This window comes from Guptibacillus hwajinpoensis (assembly GCF_001039475.1).
Classification (GTDB): domain Bacteria; phylum Bacillota; class Bacilli; order Bacillales; family Guptibacillaceae; genus Guptibacillus; species Guptibacillus hwajinpoensis.
In genome coordinates this window covers 58,122-79,083 of record NZ_LELK01000001.1, presented here as the reverse complement: position 1 = coordinate 79,083, position 20,962 = coordinate 58,122, and the positions used below count along the sequence as shown (strand labels likewise).

24 protein-coding genes and 1 riboswitch are annotated in these 20,962 nt (G+C 39.3%); of the genes, 4 read left to right on the top strand and 20 right to left on the bottom strand.

The genetic code is table 11. The features are described 5' to 3' along the window. Positions 1-115: 115 nt before the first annotated feature. Positions 116-361 carry a DUF2626 domain-containing protein gene (locus AB986_RS00425; protein WP_048308917.1) on the top strand — a complete coding sequence of 82 codons (246 nt, stop codon included), beginning with the start codon at positions 116-118 and terminating at the stop codon, positions 359-361. A 39-nt stretch (positions 362-400) separates the two neighbouring features. Here the strand turns inward: AB986_RS00425 and AB986_RS00420 are convergent, their stop codons facing one another. Together AB986_RS00420 and AB986_RS00415 are read right to left on the bottom strand one after the other, a co-directional pair. After that, positions 401-1,408 carry an SAM-dependent methyltransferase gene (locus tag AB986_RS00420; RefSeq protein WP_236690286.1) on the bottom strand — a complete coding sequence of 336 codons (1,008 nt, stop codon included), beginning with the start codon at positions 1,406-1,408 and terminating at the stop codon, positions 401-403. 75 nt (positions 1,409-1,483) lie between these two features. Beyond that, positions 1,484-2,125 (bottom strand): MBL fold metallo-hydrolase, encoded by a 642-nt coding sequence (locus AB986_RS00415; RefSeq protein WP_048308915.1) that lies wholly within the window; start codon positions 2,123-2,125, stop codon positions 1,484-1,486. Positions 2,126-2,201: 76 nt separating this feature from the next. On the opposite strand from AB986_RS00415, the gene AB986_RS21030 reads away from it, so the two are divergent. Beyond that, positions 2,202-2,678 (top strand): hypothetical protein, encoded by a 477-nt coding sequence (locus AB986_RS21030; protein ID WP_053215986.1) that lies wholly within the window; start codon positions 2,202-2,204, stop codon positions 2,676-2,678. Positions 2,679-2,825: 147 nt separating this feature from the next. Continuing rightward, the gene (locus AB986_RS00405) at positions 2,826-3,011 is read left to right on the top strand and encodes a DUF2759 domain-containing protein (protein ID WP_048308914.1); all 186 of its coding nucleotides are present in this window, start codon (positions 2,826-2,828) and stop codon (positions 3,009-3,011) included. Positions 3,012-3,038: 27 nt separating this feature from the next. Here AB986_RS00405 and AB986_RS00400 read toward each other — a convergent pair whose 3' ends face one another. The 15 genes from AB986_RS00400 to AB986_RS00330 form a co-directional block, all read right to left on the bottom strand. Then, complete coding sequence (locus tag AB986_RS00400; protein WP_048308913.1) at positions 3,039-3,344, bottom strand: MTH1187 family thiamine-binding protein; 306 nt, start codon at positions 3,342-3,344, stop codon at positions 3,039-3,041. Beyond that, entirely contained in the window at positions 3,344-4,117 is a 774-nt protein-coding gene (locus tag AB986_RS00395; RefSeq protein WP_053215985.1) for an ABC transporter permease, read from the bottom strand. Before AB986_RS00395 ends, AB986_RS00400 begins: the two co-directional genes overlap by 1 nt. 3 nt (positions 4,118-4,120) lie before the next feature. Beyond that, positions 4,121-4,816: an ABC transporter ATP-binding protein gene (locus AB986_RS00390; protein WP_048308912.1), complete on the bottom strand. Its 696-nt coding sequence runs from the start codon at positions 4,814-4,816 to the stop codon at positions 4,121-4,123. 371 nt (positions 4,817-5,187) lie between these two features. Next, a complete protein-coding gene (gene thiD / locus AB986_RS00385; protein WP_048308911.1) occupies positions 5,188-6,000 on the bottom strand; it encodes a bifunctional hydroxymethylpyrimidine kinase/phosphomethylpyrimidine kinase in 813 nt (270 codons plus the stop codon). Positions 6,001-6,020: 20 nt separating this feature from the next. After that, complete coding sequence (gene thiO / locus AB986_RS00380; RefSeq protein WP_048308910.1) at positions 6,021-7,106, bottom strand: glycine oxidase ThiO; 1,086 nt, start codon at positions 7,104-7,106, stop codon at positions 6,021-6,023. A 135-nt stretch (positions 7,107-7,241) separates the two neighbouring features. Beyond that, positions 7,242-8,003 carry a thiazole synthase gene (locus tag AB986_RS00375; RefSeq protein ID WP_048308909.1) on the bottom strand — a complete coding sequence of 254 codons (762 nt, stop codon included), beginning with the start codon at positions 8,001-8,003 and terminating at the stop codon, positions 7,242-7,244. Positions 8,004-8,008: 5 nt separating this feature from the next. Next, positions 8,009-8,206 carry a sulfur carrier protein ThiS gene (gene thiS, locus AB986_RS00370; protein ID WP_048308908.1) on the bottom strand — a complete coding sequence of 66 codons (198 nt, stop codon included), beginning with the start codon at positions 8,204-8,206 and terminating at the stop codon, positions 8,009-8,011. Further along, entirely contained in the window at positions 8,203-8,838 is a 636-nt protein-coding gene (thiE, locus tag AB986_RS00365; RefSeq protein WP_048308907.1) for a thiamine phosphate synthase, read from the bottom strand. Before thiE ends, thiS begins: the two co-directional genes overlap by 4 nt. Positions 8,839-9,158: 320 nt before the next feature. Continuing rightward, positions 9,159-9,273, bottom strand: a riboswitch (TPP riboswitch). A 55-nt stretch (positions 9,274-9,328) separates the two neighbouring features. Next, entirely contained in the window at positions 9,329-10,516 is a 1,188-nt protein-coding gene (locus AB986_RS00360; RefSeq protein WP_048308906.1) for a M14 family metallopeptidase, read from the bottom strand. A 116-nt stretch (positions 10,517-10,632) separates the two neighbouring features. Further along, a complete protein-coding gene (locus tag AB986_RS00355) occupies positions 10,633-12,504 on the bottom strand; it encodes an LTA synthase family protein (protein ID WP_048308905.1) in 1,872 nt (623 codons plus the stop codon). Between the two features lie 293 nt (positions 12,505-12,797). Then, positions 12,798-13,769: an ROK family glucokinase gene (locus AB986_RS00350; protein WP_048308904.1), complete on the bottom strand. Its 972-nt coding sequence runs from the start codon at positions 13,767-13,769 to the stop codon at positions 12,798-12,800. A 27-nt stretch (positions 13,770-13,796) separates the two neighbouring features. Beyond that, complete coding sequence (gene nfsA, locus AB986_RS00345; RefSeq protein WP_048308903.1) at positions 13,797-14,546, bottom strand: oxygen-insensitive NADPH nitroreductase; 750 nt, start codon at positions 14,544-14,546, stop codon at positions 13,797-13,799. Next, the gene (locus tag AB986_RS00340) at positions 14,530-14,742 is read right to left on the bottom strand and encodes a YqgQ family protein (protein WP_048308902.1); all 213 of its coding nucleotides are present in this window, start codon (positions 14,740-14,742) and stop codon (positions 14,530-14,532) included. The genes nfsA and AB986_RS00340 overlap by 17 nt, the downstream gene beginning before the upstream one ends. Before the next feature lie 99 nt (positions 14,743-14,841). Next, positions 14,842-16,305 carry a spore germination protein gene (locus AB986_RS00335; protein WP_048308901.1) on the bottom strand — a complete coding sequence of 488 codons (1,464 nt, stop codon included), beginning with the start codon at positions 16,303-16,305 and terminating at the stop codon, positions 14,842-14,844. A gap of 106 nt (positions 16,306-16,411) precedes the next feature. Further along, positions 16,412-17,464 (bottom strand): M42 family metallopeptidase, encoded by a 1,053-nt coding sequence (locus AB986_RS00330; protein WP_048310741.1) that lies wholly within the window; start codon positions 17,462-17,464, stop codon positions 16,412-16,414. Positions 17,465-17,576: 112 nt separating this feature from the next. Between AB986_RS00330 and AB986_RS00325 the strand changes: the two genes are divergently transcribed. Then, a complete protein-coding gene (locus tag AB986_RS00325; RefSeq protein ID WP_048308900.1) occupies positions 17,577-18,467 on the top strand; it encodes a hypothetical protein in 891 nt (296 codons plus the stop codon). Positions 18,468-18,486: 19 nt separating this feature from the next. Here the strand turns inward: AB986_RS00325 and AB986_RS00320 are convergent, their stop codons facing one another. The 3 genes from AB986_RS00320 to nhaC all read right to left on the bottom strand — a co-directional run bounded on the left by AB986_RS00320 (position 18,487) and on the right by nhaC (position 20,898). Then, on the bottom strand, positions 18,487-19,191 hold the full coding sequence (locus AB986_RS00320; protein ID WP_048308899.1) for an HAD family hydrolase: 705 nt from the start codon (positions 19,189-19,191) through the stop codon (positions 18,487-18,489). Positions 19,192-19,285: 94 nt separating this feature from the next. After that, on the bottom strand, positions 19,286-19,459 hold the full coding sequence (locus tag AB986_RS22160) for a hypothetical protein (RefSeq protein WP_161797308.1): 174 nt from the start codon (positions 19,457-19,459) through the stop codon (positions 19,286-19,288). Positions 19,460-19,530: 71 nt separating this feature from the next. Next, complete coding sequence (gene nhaC, locus AB986_RS00315) at positions 19,531-20,898, bottom strand: Na+/H+ antiporter NhaC (RefSeq protein ID WP_236690285.1); 1,368 nt, start codon at positions 20,896-20,898, stop codon at positions 19,531-19,533. Positions 20,899-20,962: the final 64 nt, after the last annotated feature.

Genomic DNA, 20,962 nt, shown 5'->3' with positions numbered 1-20,962 from the left:
TCAAGGTTACTTAATAAAAGACATGATTTTGCCAAGACTAGCATTTACTTTTAGACAAGAACTCATATATAATACGATATGTATGGGGAATGAACGAGCAAGGGAGGAACCTTTTATGCCTAGAATGTACCGAGTTTTAGCTTTCTGGACCGGCATTTTCTCACTAATGGGCTTTGTTGGTGGGATGCCTGTATTAGGATTGCTGTTCCTTGGCCAGGCCGGCATGTTTTTCGCGTTAAGTTATTTGAACTTAACAGAACGTACTTATTTGTATATTTTTGGTGTATACTTAACATTATTTATGGTCGGGTTTTCATACTGGTCTGTGTTCATGATGACACCTGGTTCAGGCGGACATTAATTAGAACACTAGAAAGACGATGCTTATGGCATCGTCTTTTTAATGTCTATTTTTCTCTTGCACCATAACTTGAAATTGGTTAGATTCAATAAGCCATCTAACAGCTCGATTCTGCTTCTGTTCAAGTGAAAATGGCTTGTCTGGATTAGAAGTACGAAGATAATTCCACAGACCATGTTTAGAAAGAAACGTTCCCTGCGGTTCACAAGAAAGCCAGTTAATCCCGTGTTGTTCGCCAACCTTACGAACGGTGTCAATTGGGATATGCGTTGTTAAGTCCATTTGGCCAGGAGATAAAAGGGAATCGGTTATAAGTTTGTGATTGCGATAGCCCCTCAAGCTTCCATTCATCCTAGCAGGTTCTCTCCATTCTTCATCTCTATAACCATAATCAATGGTATATATTTTTCCACTCCCTAACCATTCACCAGTACGATGCAACCATTCCGTCATCATTAATGGCACTTCAAATCGTTGATTTTCAGAGATTGGATACCCATATTCTCTTATCCATCTTTGGATTTCTACATCTGTACATGGTTTGTACACCTCAATAAGATGATCTCTATCATCAATACCAACACATACTTCCAATAGCTCACCATCATATTTTTCTACTACTCGAACTGGAAATGCATCTAACAATTCGTTTGAGAAAAGAAGACCGTTTAATTTCGGCAATACCTGCTGAAGGTTCGTAAGCGAAGAAAAAATTCGAACATTAGCTGAATCTATACGTTCCTTTATTAAACGATGATGATACGGACTTGATTCAATTACAAAATAAATGAGCTTATTGTATAACAAGGCATCAATTTTCTTTAGTTCTTTCAGAAAACTTTGTATAAATCTTCCGTCTCCTGATCCTACGTCGACAATAATGGGATCGATTAGCTGGTTTGAAAAATCCTTACTCATCACGCTTGCCATCACACGAGCAAATACATCATGAACGGTTGTAGACGTATAAAAATCACCATCTCGCCCTACTTTTTGTTTATCTGAACGATAGTACCCAAACTGCTCGTGATATAAAGCTAGCGACATGTATCTTTCATAAGTAATGGCATTTTCATCGCTATCCCTGATTTCATTCTTTATTATTTCTAGAAGCTCCATTAGTTATAATGAGAAGCCATTAAGAAAAGGATTGCCTACCATTTCTTGTTCAATTGTTGTCACAGGTCCATGTCCTGAAGCGACAATTGTTTGCTCGGGCAGTTCAAGAAGTCGATTATGTATACTGTCTAAAAGCTGTTTTTGATTCCCACCTGGAAGATCAGTTCGACCAATACTACCTGCGAATAACGCATCTCCCGAGAATACAATTGCTGCTTCTTTGAAATAGAATGAGACGCTGCCAGGAGAATGCCCAGGTGTCTCTAGGACTTCAAACGTAAAAGAACCGATCGTCATTTCACCTTCACGATCAATGAGATGATCTGCAGGTTTTCCCTCAACATTTTCAACAACAGGAAATAACTTCGAACCGTTTAATGAAGCATCGGAAAGCCACTTTTCTTCATACTGGTGGATATATACCGGAATTTTATAAGTCTCTCGCATTAAATCAACCGCACCAATGTGATCAAAATGAGCATGAGTTAAGAGAATAGCGATAGGCTTTAACTCTAATTTCTCAATCTTACGCTTAATCCGGCCCCCTTCTGCACCAGGATCAATTAGCAGTGCTTCGTTCTTCTCATTCCACAACAGTCCTGCGTTCGCTTGAACAGGACCGACAGGCATTTGCTTCCATTCCATTGTCATCGCCTCCATTGAAAGATTATGCTTCTTATTCTACACTATACAAAAGGTTGTACAAAAGGAGATGTTCGCAATGAACACTGTTTACGGAGTTGAAATGAAACCACCTATAGGTAAGTTACCTGGATTTACAGCTCAACTTGTTAGAAAAACAGCAGAGCTCGCAACAGTAATTGATCGTGATAAGCAACTTGTAATCATATCGAATAAACAGGAAGCGATGGCTCTTAAAGATTACTATATCTCAAAAGATGTATATGAAGAATTCTACCCACTTCTTGTCCTTTCAAAATTAACAGTACAAAAGGCCATTTTCACAGATTACGGATTTGTATCTCAAAATAATGACTATTACCTCTACAAGAATATGGTGGCAGGTTTCACAATAAACCATGGAGAAGATGAGGAAATAAAAATGGCTCTGATTCAGTTCGAGGAACATGTTATCGCACAAGATCAAGAAGTTTTGTATATTGATCAAAGTTACATTGAGTTAATAGAGGGAATTGCTCGTGCATACGGTCTTCAACTTACATTTATGACGGAATAACACCTCGACAAACGAAAAGAAAACGGTTAAAATAAGAAAGGACTTATAGTACATACCCTTCAAGTTAGAAAAATTTCAGATTTAACCATGCCATAGCATATTTCCGGGTATACTGATTATGAACGCATGGATAGGGAGGTATTCCGAATGGGTTTAGCCATTATTTTTGCAGTTGTTACGATTTTTTGCGTATGGGGCGTATTCCGCTCACTTCGTGAAAAGAACTTTATGGGCCTTGCTTTTGCAGGACTAACAGTTCTAGTCTTTGGTGCCTTTACTGTTGCTACTATGATCGATATTCTTTTCGGATCTGGGGGCGGCGGAGGCCACTAAAAAAAACAGCCATTATGGCTGTTTTTTTTATGTTAAATGCTTCTTTACAGAATCAAGTTTATCATCCATTTTCACTTTCTTATCACGTCGATCATCAATTCGGATATTCGTTGCAACCCGATCAATTCCAGCTTGAAATGGCGCTTCATGTATAGCTTGTACAACCTCGAGAAGATCTTTTAAATCTCCTTCAATTAGTGTACTCATTGGTGTTAATCGATAAGAAATTCGATCGGTGTAGGAATCAAGTATTTTCTGTACATCAGCTACATACTTACTAACACTCGGGCTTTCTGTACCTATTGGAATTACTGTAACGTCTACAATTGCCATTAGTCATTACCTCCTTCAATAGTTTGCAACTGCATATTTTGGTTAAAGAAAAAGCGATAGGTCACAAGTGAAATAATCATCGCACATATCGAAACAGTTGAAAAGACACTAATTGAAATCACAATTTGATATCGAATCGCCTCAATAGGCGAAGCTCCTCCAAGTATTAGACCAGTCATCATACCAGGAAGTTGAACAAGCCCTATCGTTTTCAACCTATCTACATTAGGGATCATCGCTGCACGAATGGTCTTTCTAATAATCATTTGGGATGCTTGAGAAGCATTTGCTCCGAGTGACAGCGCAGCAAGAACCTTACCCTGGTTGCTGTGAAACTCATTTTTCATTCGTTCAAATGCAAGTCCTGCCGCTACCATGCTATTTCCGATAATCATTCCACTCATAGGAATAACCTGTTCAGAACGAAATGGAATAATATCAAATACAATCCATAGGGAAAGAACAAAAACTTCAATTAAGATTAATGAGCTTAATGATAAAAGAAAGGCATGTGGAATACCCTGACCTCTCCTACTAGCTTGAAATGAAGCAATCACTAACATAACAGCTACCCACAACCCTATACCCTGCCAATCAGGTATAGAAAACAAGAATGTTAGAATATAGCCAATCAAGAACAGTTGAACTACACCACGAAGCGACGACCATATAGCCGATTTCCCAATTCCAAGCGAATACAAATATGAAAGCGATACGGGAATCATGACAAAAAGAATCATCGTTAACAAAGATAAATTAGAAATATTCGTCATGCGTTAAGCCTCAATAAATTTCTTCAGCGCATTAGAGTTTGGATGACGAAATAATTCACTCGTTTCGCCTTTTTCTTCCAAACGCCCTTCATTCATAAACAGAGTGTAGCTCCCTAATCGCTCCGCCTGCTTCAAATCATGTGTAATCATTAAAATGGTCTTCCCCTCTTCATCAACGAGCCTATGTAATAACTTTTCCATCCACTCAACCGTACGCATATCTAAGGCACTTGTCACCTCATCAAGAAGTAGCACTTCAGGATCATTTGCGAGCGTTCTAGCAAATGCTACTCTTTGTTGCTCACCACCCGATAGATGACTAACATCTTTCGTCAAAATATCTACAGGTAACTGCACTTTCTCAAGTAGTTCTGATCCAAGATTTTGACTCCATTTCTTTTTAAGACGAGGACCAAATTTTAAGTTATCTTCTACAGTCCCATCAAATAAATGAGCTTGTTGAAATACCATACCAATATTGCGTCTTAACTCATTAATAGGATACTGCTCGATTTTTTTACTCTTGAAATAAATTTCTCCCTCATCAGGATCTTCAAGTCTATTTAGCAGCATTAATAAACTGCTCTTTCCAGAACCTGATGGACCGATCATAGTGGTAAGTGTTTCTTCCATCAATTCGAAATGGACATCGTCCACTCGTTCATTTTTCACATTTCTTGCTTCCATAATTGTTTTCATCGGGCAACCTTTCTATTAAATGGGTTTCTCTTATCGTTTATATCATATTACGTTTCTATACACCATTCTAAAGGGTTTTAAGAATTTTCTTTAAAAGGCTCTTTTCGTAGACATTGTTGCTATAGGTGATCAATTTCCGCTCCAGAATGCTCGCTTTGGGCGGGCGGTGAGCCTCCTCGTCGCTAACGCTCCTGCGGGGTCTCACCTGTCCCGCTAGTCCCGCAGGAGTCGAGCTTTCTTCCGCTCCAATTAGCGAAGTCAGGTTCTTTTAAGAAAATCCTTTCATAACAACAATCTTTTAGAAAAGAGCCTTTAGAAAAGAGCCATTTCAAAACAGGCATATAAAAAACCCTGCAATGAATGCAGGGTTGCTATATGCGTGTCGATACAAAATGACGATAGGCGGCGTGATTTGTAGGTCCGATGCCTTCTCCAATGGATAAAGAGTGTGTAATTGCCGCTGTGATGAAATCTTTTGCAATCGAAACAGCTTCCGGCAACGATTGACCTTTTGCAAGTTCTGCTGCGATACATGCGGAATACGTACACCCAGTTCCGTGTGTATGCTTCGTATCAATTCGCTTCGCTTCGTAATGATAAAATCGACCTTGATCGTACAACACATCAATAGAAGTAGCACCTTCCAAATGACCGCCTTTTATTAATACACTTTCTGCTCCACTTTGATGTAATAACTTAGCCGCTTGTTCCATCTCGTCAACTGACCTAATTGATTGTCCATTTAGTAGCTCAGATGCCTCAGGAAGATTTGGAGTAATCACTTTCCCAATTGGAAGCAACTTTTCCTTTAGAGCAAGAATGGCTTCTTTTTGAAGAAGAGATGCCCCACCCTTCGCAATCATTACAGGGTCAATTACCAAATTAGGTACTTGGTACGCTTTTATGATTTCCGAAACAGCAACAATCAGTTCGCTCGAGAAAAGCATGCCTGTTTTCACTGAATCTGCTCCAATATCTGAAAGCACTGCGTTAAGTTGTGAACGAACCGCCTCTACTGTTTGAGGATATACATCGTGAACGCCAAGCGTATTTTGTGCTGTTATAGCTGTAATAACGCTTGTACCAAAAACATCTCGTTCTTGAAATGTTTTTAAGTCTGCCTGTATTCCAGCTCCACCTCCACTATCGGACCCTGCTATCGTTAGTGTTTTTCTCATTCCCATCCTCTCCCATTCTATGTATACTAAAAACGTTCTGGTCTGAAATTACCTATCGCTAAATCATGTGTCTTTCCATCTATTTCATCTGCAACTATCTTTGCGGTAACAGGACTAAGCAAAATGCCATTTCGGTAGTGGCCTGTTGCTAGAATAACTTTCGGGCTATCTTGCAACCTCCCAATAAGGGGGAACCCATCTTGTGTTGCAGGTCTCAAACCAGCCCACGTATGGAATGGTGTTTCAGATAGTAACTTTGGTACAATTTTTTTACTCCATTTCTCAAGACGGCGAATTCCATGTGTTGTTACGTCAGTATTAAATCCCGCTATATCCTCAGAAGCCCCTGACACTAGTGACCCGTTTTCTTTTGATACAAGATAACCCTGACTTGTAAAGATGATATGCTTGAGGGAAGGACCTTCATAAGCACAAATTTGTCCCCTAATTGGAAATATAGGTAGAGAAAAACCAAGTTTCTCTTCCCATTTCATTGCCCAGGCCCCGGTTGCTATGACTGTATAATCAGCTTCTATTTCATAATGTTCCGTAATAACCTCATTATCTTCTCCTAGCGTAGCTTCACCTGCATGTTCAATTACGCAAACGCCTGTATTTCGACAAGCTTGTAATAGAGCCGAGACATAGTCAGGTGCATAGATATGTGATTCTTCTGGACACCATAGCCCAGCCACTATTTCGCCAGATAACTCAGGTTCTTTTTGTCTAACTTCGTCCCCACTCAAAATAAATGATTCAACCCCAAATTTCTTTTGCCAGCTTTTCTTTGTTTCAAGTGATAGTCGATCAGCTTCATGAAAGATACAATAAAGACTTCCACTTTCGTTATATTCAAAATCTATTTGTGCAGATTGTTTAATTTCATTCTGCCATGCTGGAAAGAGCTGAAGACTTCGTTGACAAAGTCTAAAAAAATCATCGGGATCCTCTTCAATCTCAGAATAAGGAGCAAGCATACCTGCAGCTGCTCCTGAAGCTTGTCCACCACATTCCCCGGCTTCAACGATGGTCAGTTCATGTCCTCTCTTCTGACACTCATATGCAATTGAAAGTCCAATAACACCACCACCTACAATCGTTATCCTTGCCATCTAACTCCCCCTTCGCTTTTTTCAAAAAGGCTCTTTTCGTAAACAATGTTGCTATTGCGATTATTTCCGCTCCAATCACTCAGTGTGGTTTTTTCAATATTTGTTACAAAAGCAACAATTTTTCACAAAACAGCCTTAAAGAATTGGACTGCTTGCGGTTGCATACTTCTTCTTTGGAATTCGGCCAGCTAAATAAGATAATCTTCCTGCATAGATGGCATATTTCACAGCTTCAGCCATTTTTACTGGATTTCTTGCTTTGGCAATTGCAGTATTAAGAAGCACACCTTCCGCACCTAGCTCCATCGCTTTCGTCACATCCGAAGCATTACCTAGTCCTGCATCTACGATGACTGGAACCGTAAGCTGTTCTGTAATCATCTCGATGTTATAGGGGTTTAAGATCCCAAGTCCGGTCCCAATTGGTGACCCACCTGGCATAACTGCTGCTGCTCCAGCTTCCTGCAGTTTATAGCAAAGGCCAGGATCATCTGACGTATACGGTAGAACGATAAATCCCTCATTAGCAAGTACTTCTGTCGCCTTCAACGTTTCGATAGGATCAGGCATGAGGGTTTTCTCGTTATTGCTTATCTCAACTTTAATCCAATCACTCAATCCAGATGCCTTTGCTAAGCGTGCTATTCTAATTGCTTCCTCCGCTGTTGTTGCACCCGAGGTATTCGGCAAATAACGAAATGATTTCCCTTCAATATGCTGTAGAATAGCATCTTCACCAGGCTCATTTAAATTCACCCTTCTAATAGCGAATGTAAGAACTTCAGCTTCTGATGCTTCTATTGCTTGATTCTGAATATAGGGATTTGGATACCTACCTGTTCCTAGAAAAAGACGAGATGATAACTGAATCCCAGCAATCGTTAATTTATCCCCCATTAGTGTCACCCTCCCCCAACAAAATGAACTAACTCAATTTTCATGCCTTCCTCAACGTTTGTATTTGCCCATTTAGATCGATCAATGATTGTTCCATCTATTTCTGTGACGACTAACCCTTCTTGAAGTCCAAAGGACGAAACAACCTCTTTTAATGTTGTTACTTCAAGATGATAGGGTTCACCATTAATTAATAGATTCATAACTGAATCACCTTTTCTCCAATTTTCTGAATGAACATTTCGCACGTCCCTTTCACATCTTCACTCCCGACTACTTCACTAATCACACAGATGCGGTTCGCGCCAGAATTGACGACATCAGCTACGTTATGCAGTTTAATTCCACCTATCGCAACAAATGGAATGCTGATTTCAGAAACAACTTCATCAAGATAAGATGTTGTAACAGGATCAACCACATCGCTCTTGCTATTTGTCGGGAATATCGGGCCGGCACCTATATAATCCGCCCCTCCTTGTTCAGCCTCTCGAGCTTCTTGAATACGGTGAGTAGAAATGCCAATTATTTTGTCTTTTCCAACGATGTCTCGCGCAAGATGTAGGGGCATGTCATCCTGACCAAGATGAATACCATCCGCATCAACGGCAAGCGCAATGTCAATATGATCATTCACAATAAATGGAACGTCGTATTTTCTTGTTAACTCTCTAAGTTTTCTTGCTTTGTCTAGTACAACTCGTTTTGAATTCGTCTTATCACGAAGCTGAATGATATCTGCTCCACCCTTAATCGCTTCTTCCATCACTTCTACAACACCACGTGTTGGATGAAATTCTTCTCCTGTAATCACATATAATCGAAAATCTTTCATAAGTAGCCTCCTTAAGGATATTAAAATAGTGAGCTCGTATTAAAAATTAAATTAAAAGGCTCTTTCGTATACTTTGTTGCTATAAGGGTTAATTTCCGCTACAGGATGCTCGCTTTCCGCGGGGCGGGCGGTGGGCCTCCTCGTCGCTAACGCTCCTGTGGGGTCTCACCTGTCCCGCTAGTCCCGCAGGAGTCGAGCATCCTTCCGCTCCAATTTGCGAAGTCAGGTTCTTTTGCGAAAATATTTCCAAAAGCAACAACCTTTTAGAAAAAAGCCAATTATAAAAACAAAAAACCCCATTCCACGTATGGAATGGGGGTAGAAAACACTACCGACTTCCCTACGCTGGTACAAACCAGATCAGGTTCAAGGGTAAAGGAAATAAGGTTTCCTTTTCTCAGCCTTCCCAAAATGAAGGCACCCCTAGTCTTAAACAATATGAAATTAGTTTTATTATTACAGAAAATAGCCCAAATGACAACCGACGCTATTACATGTATAGCGAGGATAGAAAAATTCCAATCGTATCCTGATAAATTTTACTGAATTGCGAAAGTGGAAGTGGACTTTCTCCTTTCCCTATCTCTACTGTAAAACCTGGTTTTCTAAATTCTTTAATAAACCAATCTTTATAACCCGCGTAGCTATCTACGTAGCGTACACCAGTATAGCCACTTAGACGCGAATATTCAGTAACGAGCCTTTCTGATTCAGGAGGCTCAAGTCCCTCATAACCCCAATAAATCACTTCTCCCTGTGAATGAAAAGCAAGAGCACGATCGAACTTTTTTCGTCTAGATAAATCTGCTAGAGCAATCGCTTCCGGTTCAGTTAGAGGAGCCTTCCCAGGATAATTTCTTGGAGATGGCTTAGTTGGCTTACGTTGAGCCTCTACTTCCCACTTAGCAGGATATTGATTATTTAGATCTACGCCCCGAACATTTGCTTTCCACCGATTGAATTGATTACTACCGTTATTGATCTCGTCTACCAAAGTACGATAAGGCTCTTCTTCAGGTAATCCATTTATGACAATATCAACTCCATCTGGATTGACCATCGGAACTAGAGACAATGATGTAGATTCGTAGAGGGGAGGAAGTGACACACCACTTAACATTTGACTGTTTGTGAGTTCGCGAGCATAATCATCTATAAACTTCATCAGGAGCGCAGAAGTGAGCCATTCATTCGCATGGAAAGAAGCATTCATGTGTACCTTTTTGTTTCCCTTTCCAACCACTAATTCTGGCAGCGGCTTTCCCATAACCGATTCACCGATTACACCTTGTTTGATAAAGGGGTATACGGCATGAATCTTACGTACATCTGTAACTAAGGTGTTGTAGTCATAGTTCTGGATTGGATTCACGAGAGACCATGTTACACGAATAGGAATATTTACTTTCTCGCCCGGCTTTAATGCGAACGGATTTGCATCATTAAGTAAAAGCACACCGTCAAGCGGTGCTTGATACCAACCAGCAATTTTCCATAAGGTATCACCTGGCTTTATTGTATAGCTTTTCGTCACATATCCAGGAATTTGAATCACTTCACCAATCATGAGCTGATTAGGATTATCTAGATTATTACTATCTAATATAAGCTTGAGCGGTATTTGAAATACGCGGCTGTATTTCCAGAGGCTGTCCCCACTTTTCACTCTTATTTGCATTCCTTATCCCCCCGCAATTATTGCCTTCATACTATAATATGAGACTTGTATGCGAGTGTATGCGTTGATATAAAAGAAAAACCATGCCTTATAAAGGCATGGTTAGGATAGCAGATTTAATTGTTTTCTGTCTCAGGTGTTTGATCATCATGTTTTCCTAAGAAACGGAGTAAATCTCCGTAAACAATTTTGTCAGAGTAGGCTAGGTCAGTTTTCGCTTTTTCCATGTATGGTTCACAGTCAGCCTTATCCGTTTCTTCTCCTGTTTCTTTGTCGTAACAGACGTTGTTTGTATACAGATGGTCTTCAGTAATAAAGCTTCCATCTCGAAGGATAGTGAAATTATCCTGTTCTTCAGCAAATAGATCATTACCGAATTTAATCATATCCTTCGTATCAATCCCAAGAAGATGCATGATTGTTGGTTTCAGATCAATTTGTCCAGAAACTTGCTCCATTACTTTCCCTTCTTGGCCAGGAATATGAATAACCAACGGTACTTTCTGAAGCTCAGTCGTTTCGAACGGTGTAATTTCTTTGCCTAGAAATTCTCCCATTGCTTTATTATGGTTCTGAGAAATACCGTAATGGTCTCCAAACATTACGAAGATCGAATCTTCGTAAAGACCTTCTTCTTTCATTCGTTCAAAGAATTTCTTCACCGCTTCATCCTGATACCTAACCGTGGTAAAGAAACGATTAACAGTTCCATCTTCTGATGTCCACTCAGGAATATATTCATCCTCTGCTTCTAGTGAGAAAGGAAAATGATTTGTTAGCGTAATGTACTTTGCATAATATGGTTCAGGCAATGTTTCAAGGTACTTAATCGATTGATCAAAGAAATACTCATCTTTTAATCCCCAACCAATTGAATTATCAGGTGTTACCGTGAAGTCATTAATATCATAAAATTTATCGTACTTAAGAGCATCATACATCACATCACGATTCCAAAAGCTTTTGTTGTTTGCATGGAATACAGCATTGTAATAACCGTTTTCACTATAGATCTCTGGAGAAGCGTTGTATTCATTTCCAGAATGCGTGAAGAATACGGCTCCACTCGGAAGTCCATAAAGCGAGTTCTCGAGAATAAACTCCGAATCAGATGTTTTCCCCTGTGCAGTTTGATGATAGAAATTAGGGAAATAATAACTTTCATCAATTAAATCATTTAGGAAAGGTGTGATTTCTTTACCATCAATTTCTTCATTCACTACGAAACTCTGAGTAGATTCTAATGAAACGAGAATGATGTTCTTTCCTTCTGCTTTACCAAACATTTCAGGATTTGGCTCTATATGATTTGCTTTCACATAGTTCTCAATATCAACTATTTCACTTCCATCAGCGAATGCTCGCTGTGCTTTCGCTTTCGATTGAAGGACAGCATCGTAAACATGATAATTATATGTGCCAATGTACTTGATTAACATTTCACGATCAAATGTACGCGTTAGAAGCTGCGGACGTTCTGTTTCAGCAAGTCCAACGTTAATTGCGAAAAGTGCTATTGCACTTGCAAAAACAATGGCAATTTCTTTCTTTTTCACTGCATACACTTTTGTTTTGCGAACGAATAGGTATACAGCAAGAATCAACACGTCAAAGAACAATAAGAAGTCAAAACCGCTTACGAGCTCTGCAATACTGTTACCAAGTTCACCCATGTTATTTGTTTGGAATAACAGAGGTATTGTAATGAAATCTGTAAATTCTCGATAGTAGACAACGTTAGCAAAAAGAATAAACGAACCAATAAAATTGATAACTAGTAGAACTCTGTTGCGATATTTTGGTGAGGCGAACAATGCAAAACCGAGGAATAACAAAACAGAACTAATTGGATTCAGTAGAAGGATAAATCCTTCCATTTTATTTTCGGGTTCAATGTTAAATGCGAATTCATACACTAGATACGTTTTTAACCATAGCATAAAGGCTACGATGAAAAAGAATGAATACTTGTTTTGTAGCTTTTTCATATTTTTTAAAGTACCTCCTTAGTTGGATATAAGGAAAAGCTACCGTGTGTTTCTTCGACCATACATAAAAGCAATTGTAGTATGTTTAAGAAATTTAATCAACTAACTTTAGTCCCTATTTTTATTATTTCTTCACTTCTAGATTCTGATTCTGTCTTCCTCGTCCATTACTTATAACGAACGAGCCCTATAAAAAGTTTCGTTTTTTCACTAACTCACAAAAAAGAAGCAGTCAATATGAATTAACCACTTCTCCAACCTTGTGACAATAAAGGCTTTGTTGTGTATCGGGACTATTTAATCAATTTTGTTTTAACGAGCCACGCTCCGCCAATGACACCCGCATCATTTCCAAGTGTAGCAATCGCAAAATCAGAACCTTCTTTAACTCGTGGTAGTGCATACTTCTCAAATTGTTCCCTTAATGGAGTTAGCAAAGATTCTCCGGCTTTCGATACGCCCCCACCAATTACAATCTTGGATGGATTTAATGAATTTGCAAGATTAGCTATTGCAAGACCCAGGTGGAATGTCACGTTTTGCACGACACTCATTGCATAAGCATCCTTTTTTTCTGAAGCTTCAAAAACATCGCGAGAAGTTAACTCATGATTGTCTTGGTATGTATCATAAAGTTTACTATCTTTATGAGATTCAAGATCCTCCATTGCTATGCGCACAATACCAGTTGCTGAAGCTACGGTTTCAAGACAACCAGTTTTACCACAATTACATGGTGCTCCACCATCGGGAATTGATGTGATGTGTCCAATTTCTCCAGCCATCCCATTTGTTCCGTGTATAATGGTGCTATTGGTTATAATACCTCCACCAACGCCTGTTCCTAGCGTAACGCATAATAAATCTTTTGCTCCATCCCCTGCACCGCGCCACATCTCACCTAGTGCTGCAATGTTGGCATCATTATCTATAATGACAGGAAGGCCGGTTTCTAACTCCAATTTATCCTTAAGTGGGAAATTTATCCATCCAATATTAACAGCGTGATAGATAAATCCTGTTTCCATTTCAATAAAACCTGGTGCTCCCATTCCAATTCCAGCAAACTGATCCTTTTTTACATCGATCTCATCTATTTTATCGTCAATTGCCCGTGCAATATGCATCGTGATATGACGACCTTCTTCTGATTTGTCGGTGGGTATTTCCCATTTATGTTGAATTTCACCATAATAATTTAGAAAGGCTAATTTAATTGTCGTGCCTCCTAAATCAACACCAATAAACCACTTCTCATCTTTCATCTCATCCACCCTTTTTCAACAGAATTATTACTTTAATGGAAACCCTTTATTCTCAAGAAACTTCTTCATGTACGTACGAACAGGGGTTGTTAGTTTATTCGCCATGAGTGATGACCATCCAGCTGTCCGCTGTCCACCTGTTCTTTCCCCGTAATATGCTGATATTGTTTGATCGTACTCTCTTAAACTTTCTTTAAACACATCGGTATTTTGCTCATATTCATCTACATGATAGATATTTTTCAGTGGTAAACGAGGTTTTACATCTGGAGCTTGATCAGGATAGCCCACACAAAGTCCAAATAACGGTACTACATAATTCGGTAGGTTTAATAGATCGCTAACCTCTTCAAGTGCGTTTCGAATTCCCCCGATATAACAAATTCCTAGACCCATTGATTCGGCTGCAACGCTTGCATTTTGAGCTGCTAGTGAAGCGTCAATCAACCCTACCATAAATTTCTCTGTTGTTTGCGTTGTTTCGGTAACAGTTGTCCCATGCATTTCAGCTGCAGCATGATGACGATGATAATCAGCACAGAAAACAAAAAAGTGACCATTTGTCTCAACATAACTTTGTTCACCGGCTAGTTTAGCCAGTTTCTTCTTTTTTTCTTGATCCTTAACTCCTATTATTGAATACGCTTGAATGTAGCTCGAGGTTGAAGCAGATTGAGCCGCTTTTACAAGTGTAAAGACTTGATCATCAGTGAGCGGTTCATCTTTAAACGCTCTGATTGAGCGATGAGCGAGCATAGTTTCAATTGTTTGATTCATGTTTGTCTCTCTCCCTGCTGATTTCATTTCGAAGTATCATTTTGGCGACAAGATAATTATCTTGTTCAAGCATCTTCATTTCATAGATCTCTTGGAGTTCTTCTTCCATTAATTCAAGATCGCCCAACCGATTCCCAGTATAGACAATCATGCCAAATCTCTTTAAAAGCTGTTGTACATCGTAGAATGTTTTCATTTTCCTCACCACACTTATTATAGCAATCCCTAACAGTAAAAAAAATGATTAAGCACAAATAGAATGCATTCACCTTTATTTGGTAAATGCATTCTATCTTTAACGATCTGGATCCTTCGGGTGAAGTACCGTCGGCCTTCTATTTTTAATCGGCATTGGAGAGCGGAAAATAACATCTCTGAACGCTCGATATGAGAATGGAATAAACGGCCATAAATAAGGAATATGAAATGACTTTGTTCGAACCAAAAGAAACATCCAGAGTGTAAATCCAACAACAAATCCAGATACTCCAAAAACTGCTGTTAAGCACAAGAGAGCAAGACGAAAGAGTCGATTGGCAAGACTTAGCTCATAAGAAGGAGTTGCGAATGTACCCATCGCAGCAAGCGCAAGATACAAAATTACTTCGTTTATAAACAAGCCAACTTCAACAGCTACTTGACCGATTAGTATGGCTGAAACGAGACCAAGCGCTGTCGCTAAAGCGGATGGCGTATGAATTGTGGCCATCCGCAATATATCAAGACCTAATTCAATCATTATAAACTGAAGAAACAGGGGAAGTGTACCGCTCTCATCAACTCCGATAAACTGCATATTCGAACCGAGTAACCTTGGATTCGTTGCAAACAAATACCAGAGAGGTAGAATGAAGATACCAATCCACACTGCAATAAATCTAACTAGTCTCATGTATGCTCCAACTACAGGCTTTTGTCTGTATTCCTCAGCGTGCTGAAGGTGGTGCCAGAATGTTGTAGGTGTGATTAATACGCTCGGCGATCCATCTACGTATATCAAAACGTGCCCTTCATAAAGGTGAATAGCTGCAGTATCAGGTCGTTCTGTATACCTTACAAGAGGATATGGATTTAGAGGGCGGCCACAAATGAACTCCTCAATTGTTTTTTCTCCCATGGGTAAACCATCTGTATCAATTTTGCTAACTGAATCCTTGATTTTTTTGACAATTTCAGGGTCTGCTATATCTTCAATATAACTAATGCAAATGTCTGTTTTTGATCTTCTGCCTACTTGCATGTATTCCATGCGCAGAGTCTTATCTCTAACTCTTCTTCTCGTCAGAGATGTATTAAATATTATTGTTTCTACAAACCCATCCCTAGCGCCTCTTGTCACTCGTTCCAAATCTGGTTCTTGCGGACCACGAACAGGGTACGTTCTCGCATCAATCATGATTATCTCGCTCATACCCTCTACAACAAGTGCCGTAGGTCCTGCAAGCACTAAGTCCATGACAATATCAAGGTCCTTTTGCCTGTCAATTTCTACGTATGGAATATGTACCTTCATTAATTTTTCGAGAGGATCTGGTTCAAGCTGATCCGGTTCAAGTCTTGATAGAAGTTTCATTAAATAATGAAGAATATCATCTTTAACAAATCCATCTATTAAAAACATGGCCATTTTTCTTCCTGCATACTCAAGGTCTAGCTGAATAACATCAAAGCTCTTTTCTACCCCGAGCTCTTCATGTAGGAAATCTATATTTTTCTCAAACGACTCGCTAACTGGATGAATGATTTCTTTATCAGACATAAGTCCCCCTCCTCATATCCATCATTCACCATTCTTTACCATTGCATACATGCAGAATAATTGGGCACAAAGAAGCCAGCCTCATAAATGAGACTGGCTCTGCACTTCAATCAATCATTGATGATCGAAGGTAGTTATAAATTAAATTAGCAGTATGCAACATCGAATCCTGATGTGTGCGTTCGTACGCATGTGATGCATCAATTCCTGGTCCAATTAGCGCATGACGAACGTCAGCACCAGCTCGGATTGCAGCAGAAGCATCTGACCCATAGTAAGGGTAGATATCTAGTTTATAAGCAATGTTATACTCCTCAGCAAGACCGACAAGATGCTTACGCAATCGATAATGATACGGACCGCTTGAATCCTTCGCACAAATGGAAACGGTGTATTCATCTGAGGTTTGACCATCGCCAAGTGCTCCCATATCAACCGCTATGTATTCAACTGTCTCATCTGGAATATTAGAATTACCACCGTAACCGATTTCTTCATTATTTGAAATCAAAAAATGAGTTGTATATGGTAGTTTGATGTTCTCTTCTTTAATCTTTTTAATGTTCGCAAGTAATAGTGCAACGCTTGCTTTGTCATCAAGATGTCGTGATTTAATAAATCCACTTTCGGTTAGTTGAACTCGGGGATCAAATGCTGTGAAATCACCAACGTGAATACCAAGTTTTTCAACATCGTCTACCGAGAATACTCGTTCATCAAGTCGAACTTCCATATTCTGCTCATCTCGTTTGACATCACCATTATTTTTATAAACATGAACAGACGTTTGATGCAAAAGAATGGTACCTGTATAACGCTTGCCAGACGATGTAATGATTTCACAGTATTCCCCCTCAATAGCGTTAAAGCGAAACCCTCCAATTAAGGAAAGACGTAGACGGCCGTCACTTTTAATTTCTTTCACCATTGCACCGAGTGTATCCACATGTGCCGTTAGCATACGGTGCTTTGAAGAATCATTTCCTTCAATCGTAGCAATAAGGCCACCTTTATTATTGCGATACGTTGGAACATTGAGTTCCTGCATTCGACCTTCTACCCAACTAATCACTTCATCAGTAAAGCCGGACGGACTTGGAATACGAACTAAATCCCTTGTTGTGTTTAGGAGCTCTTCCGCTTTAAAAAAGTCATTCATTGCATTCATCCTCTCCTTAGGCATAATCTCTCGTTCATAGGTATTCCCTCTTCATAAATTGACTCCAACCATCATAAATATGATGACAAGCTTAATGATTTGGAGGTTTGGGATGATCAAAAAAGTACAATACACAATAATGTTAGGAATGATTGGAGTTTTTGCTCTCATTCTTGTTAACACAAATAATAATCCTGTTCGAGAATCATTTACGTATTTCCCTCCCGATCCAGACGTCTCATTTGTATCTGCACGTACTTCCCTTTCTATTCTAACGCAGGAAGATGAAGATGAATACACCTTGAATTGGAAGTCAGAATCTACGCTTAGTGAAGTAGCCTACCTCCGCCAGGACTTGTCGTTTCTATATGAAGAAGGTCGCTTAATTGATACGATGTCTTCGTGGAAAGAAAATACGGCAACTATCCATCAAAAACAAGAATTTACGAGCGAAGATAGCGGTCATTATGAAGCAATTAGCTATCACTATGGTGAAATTCATTACCCTAACGACATCATTAGAAGTGCACAAGAAATGAGCTACGATCAACTTTATGTAATCGACTCACCGATGACACCACTTGAATCATTTAAAAAAGCAACAAATGAAGAAGAAAAAGAGTGGGAGTATATTCTTGATCATGCAATGATTCAACAGTCCCAATTAATTTTCAAAGCCATGGTAACAGAATATAAGATTCATCCAGAAGATTACTACATCATCCCATTAACCTCTCTTTACCGCTATCAAGATAAACCTTTACCAGGTTTATCTAAAAATGAGACAACAGATGTTATTGGGGGCTTATGGGCAGGGCTCTACAAGAACTATTTTCTAGGAATTGAGTCAACGGGTGGACGAACCGAATCGCCAATTGGCAGCACAATTCCTATGATCTTACTTCATAAGCAATCTCCGTACCTCCTAGTTTTATTTCAAAGCAAGAGCGGCAGGAATATTCAGCTGATTCAATATCTCAATGAGCCTATTTTAGATAGTTAGGAATCTTAATGAAGAAGGATTAAACATGGAATAAATCCAGCAATTGTTTATATGTAGATACTTCAGGAACGTGTTTAGTGGATTGTTCCATATCCTCATTACGTGAATTAAAATATACGGCATCGAAGCCAGCTTCTAGGGCTGGCTCTATGTCATGCTCCCATGTGTCGCCTATATAGAGGTAACTCCCCTGCTCATTCATCACATAGTTAAATAAATCAAGTTCAGGCTTAGCTAGACCCACTTCCTCAGAGATAAATATATTTTCCATTGGGAACCACTGCGGAATGTTAAGCGCTTTTATTTTTGCCATTTGCGTTTGTTTCCGTCCATTTGTAATGATACCTAAGTGTACATTTCTGAGCTGTAGACGAGATAATAGAAGTGAAGCGTCAGAATAAAGCTCTGCAAAAGAGGCTACTTTAGATTGGTATTCTTTCTGGAAGTTGAGAGCTTCTTCCTCTGAACAAGTTAAATTGAATTCGTCATTCGCACTGCAATATCTCTGTATTTGATAGGTATCCCTTGACCAGGTTCCCTTCTCATAATTATCCCAATAGTGATCACAATACGTTTTAAATACCCTAAACCACTGAGCTGGTGTAATGTTAGAACCTTTTCTTTTAAGCATTTGCTCTGCACAATGCTCGATTGTTCTTTGAAAAGCTAGTTCATGATCGTAAAGCGTATTATCTAAATCAAAGTAAATATGTGTCCACTTCATTTCTAACACCACCTCCCTTAAACCCTCTTTACCATATTATCTAACCCTTCTACCCCCTTTATTAAAACAAAAAACCTCTCCATTTGGGAGAGATTTAAGACAAAAAGGATGTGAAAAGTTTTTTTCTTACGCCAGGTACTTTCAACGTGTTTCCCACCACAAACCGTCTAATAACAGCAATCCCTAGCGCCCAGTTAAGAATTCGATATCGGTATTCATAGATCACGACTAGCAAAGATAATATTACAATGAGTTTCGATATTCTCATAAAAATCCTCCTGAAAAAGTACTTTAGTTCTACTGTTTACAGGAGGGTCTTTTTTTATCCATTTTTATAGGTTAAGCTTTACGCAACTTGAAATCATTCCAATAGCCTAGAACGATTGTAAATATAGGAGACAACCAAAGAAATATCGCAAATGGAAGATAGCTCAGGACTGCCACTCCTAGTGTCTCAGCAAAAAATGCTCCTGAAACGCCCCAAGGAATTAGCGGGTTTACTAATGTTCCTGCATCTTCAAGCGTGCGTGATAAATACTTACGATCCACATCTGCTTTATCATAAAAAGGTTCAAAGGTCTGACCAGGTAGAAGAATGGATAAATACTGCTCCCCAGTTAGCAAGTTAACACCTATTGAAGAACCGGCTGTGGCAGAAATTAAATGGCCTCTGCTACTTAGAAGTTTAGTTAATCCACTCATGAGCGATTGAATGATACCCATGACTTGGAGAACTCCTCCCAACGCTAGTGCTAGAACAATGAGGGAAACACTCCACATCATAGATTGAAGGCCACCTCTATTGATAATGCCATTAACTAGGTCACTGGACGTCTCACTTACAAACCCATTTTGCATCGTTGAAAGTATACTTGTTGCCGAGTACACGCTCTGAGTTAATATGGCTACAACAATACCAGCTAGCAATCCAGCAAATAAAGTAAGGAGTACAGGAACACGACGAACTGCAAGTACCAGGACGATTACTGGTGGAATTAATGTCCAGATCGATAAATTAAATTCACTTTTTAATACATTAATCGCATTCTGCATATCTTCGGGATTAACTGAAGTCGATAAGTTCTTACTCATCATAAAGAAGAAAATGACCGTCACGATAATAGCTGGTATTGTCGTCTTCATCATATGACGAATATGAGTGAACAAATCTACTTTTGCTACGGCTGGAGCGAAATTTGTCGTATCTGAAAGAGGAGACATTTTGTCACCAAAACACGCACCAGATATGACTGCCCCTGCAGCAAGTGCAGGATTAACTCCCATCGCCGATCCAATTCCCATCATCGCGATTCCTATTGTGCCTATTGTCGTAAAAGAACTGCCGGTAAAACTAGATACGATAATTGTTACAATAAGTGCACTTATTAAAAACCACTCTGGTTGAATAAACTGAAGGCCGCCATATAATAATGTCGGAACAGTTCCGCTTTGCATCCATACAGAAATCATCATCCCAACAATAAACAAAATTAATATAGGTTTAAGTCCAGTTGTGATACTTTCTAGAAGTCCTTTTTCAATGGTTTCCCACTTCATTCCAAGGGCTAAGCCAAGTATGCCCATCCCTACAATGCCAGCGAGCAGTGGCATATGTGGTTCTACCTTCAATACGATGATACTGAAAAGCATCCAGCTCATCAAAAGCGCTATTACAGTTAGCGCCATGGAAAATGATAATTTCTTCACTGCTATTCTCTCCCTTAATCTAAGTTGTCCTATCTATAGTGTTGCTTTCTCTATCCTTCTCCAT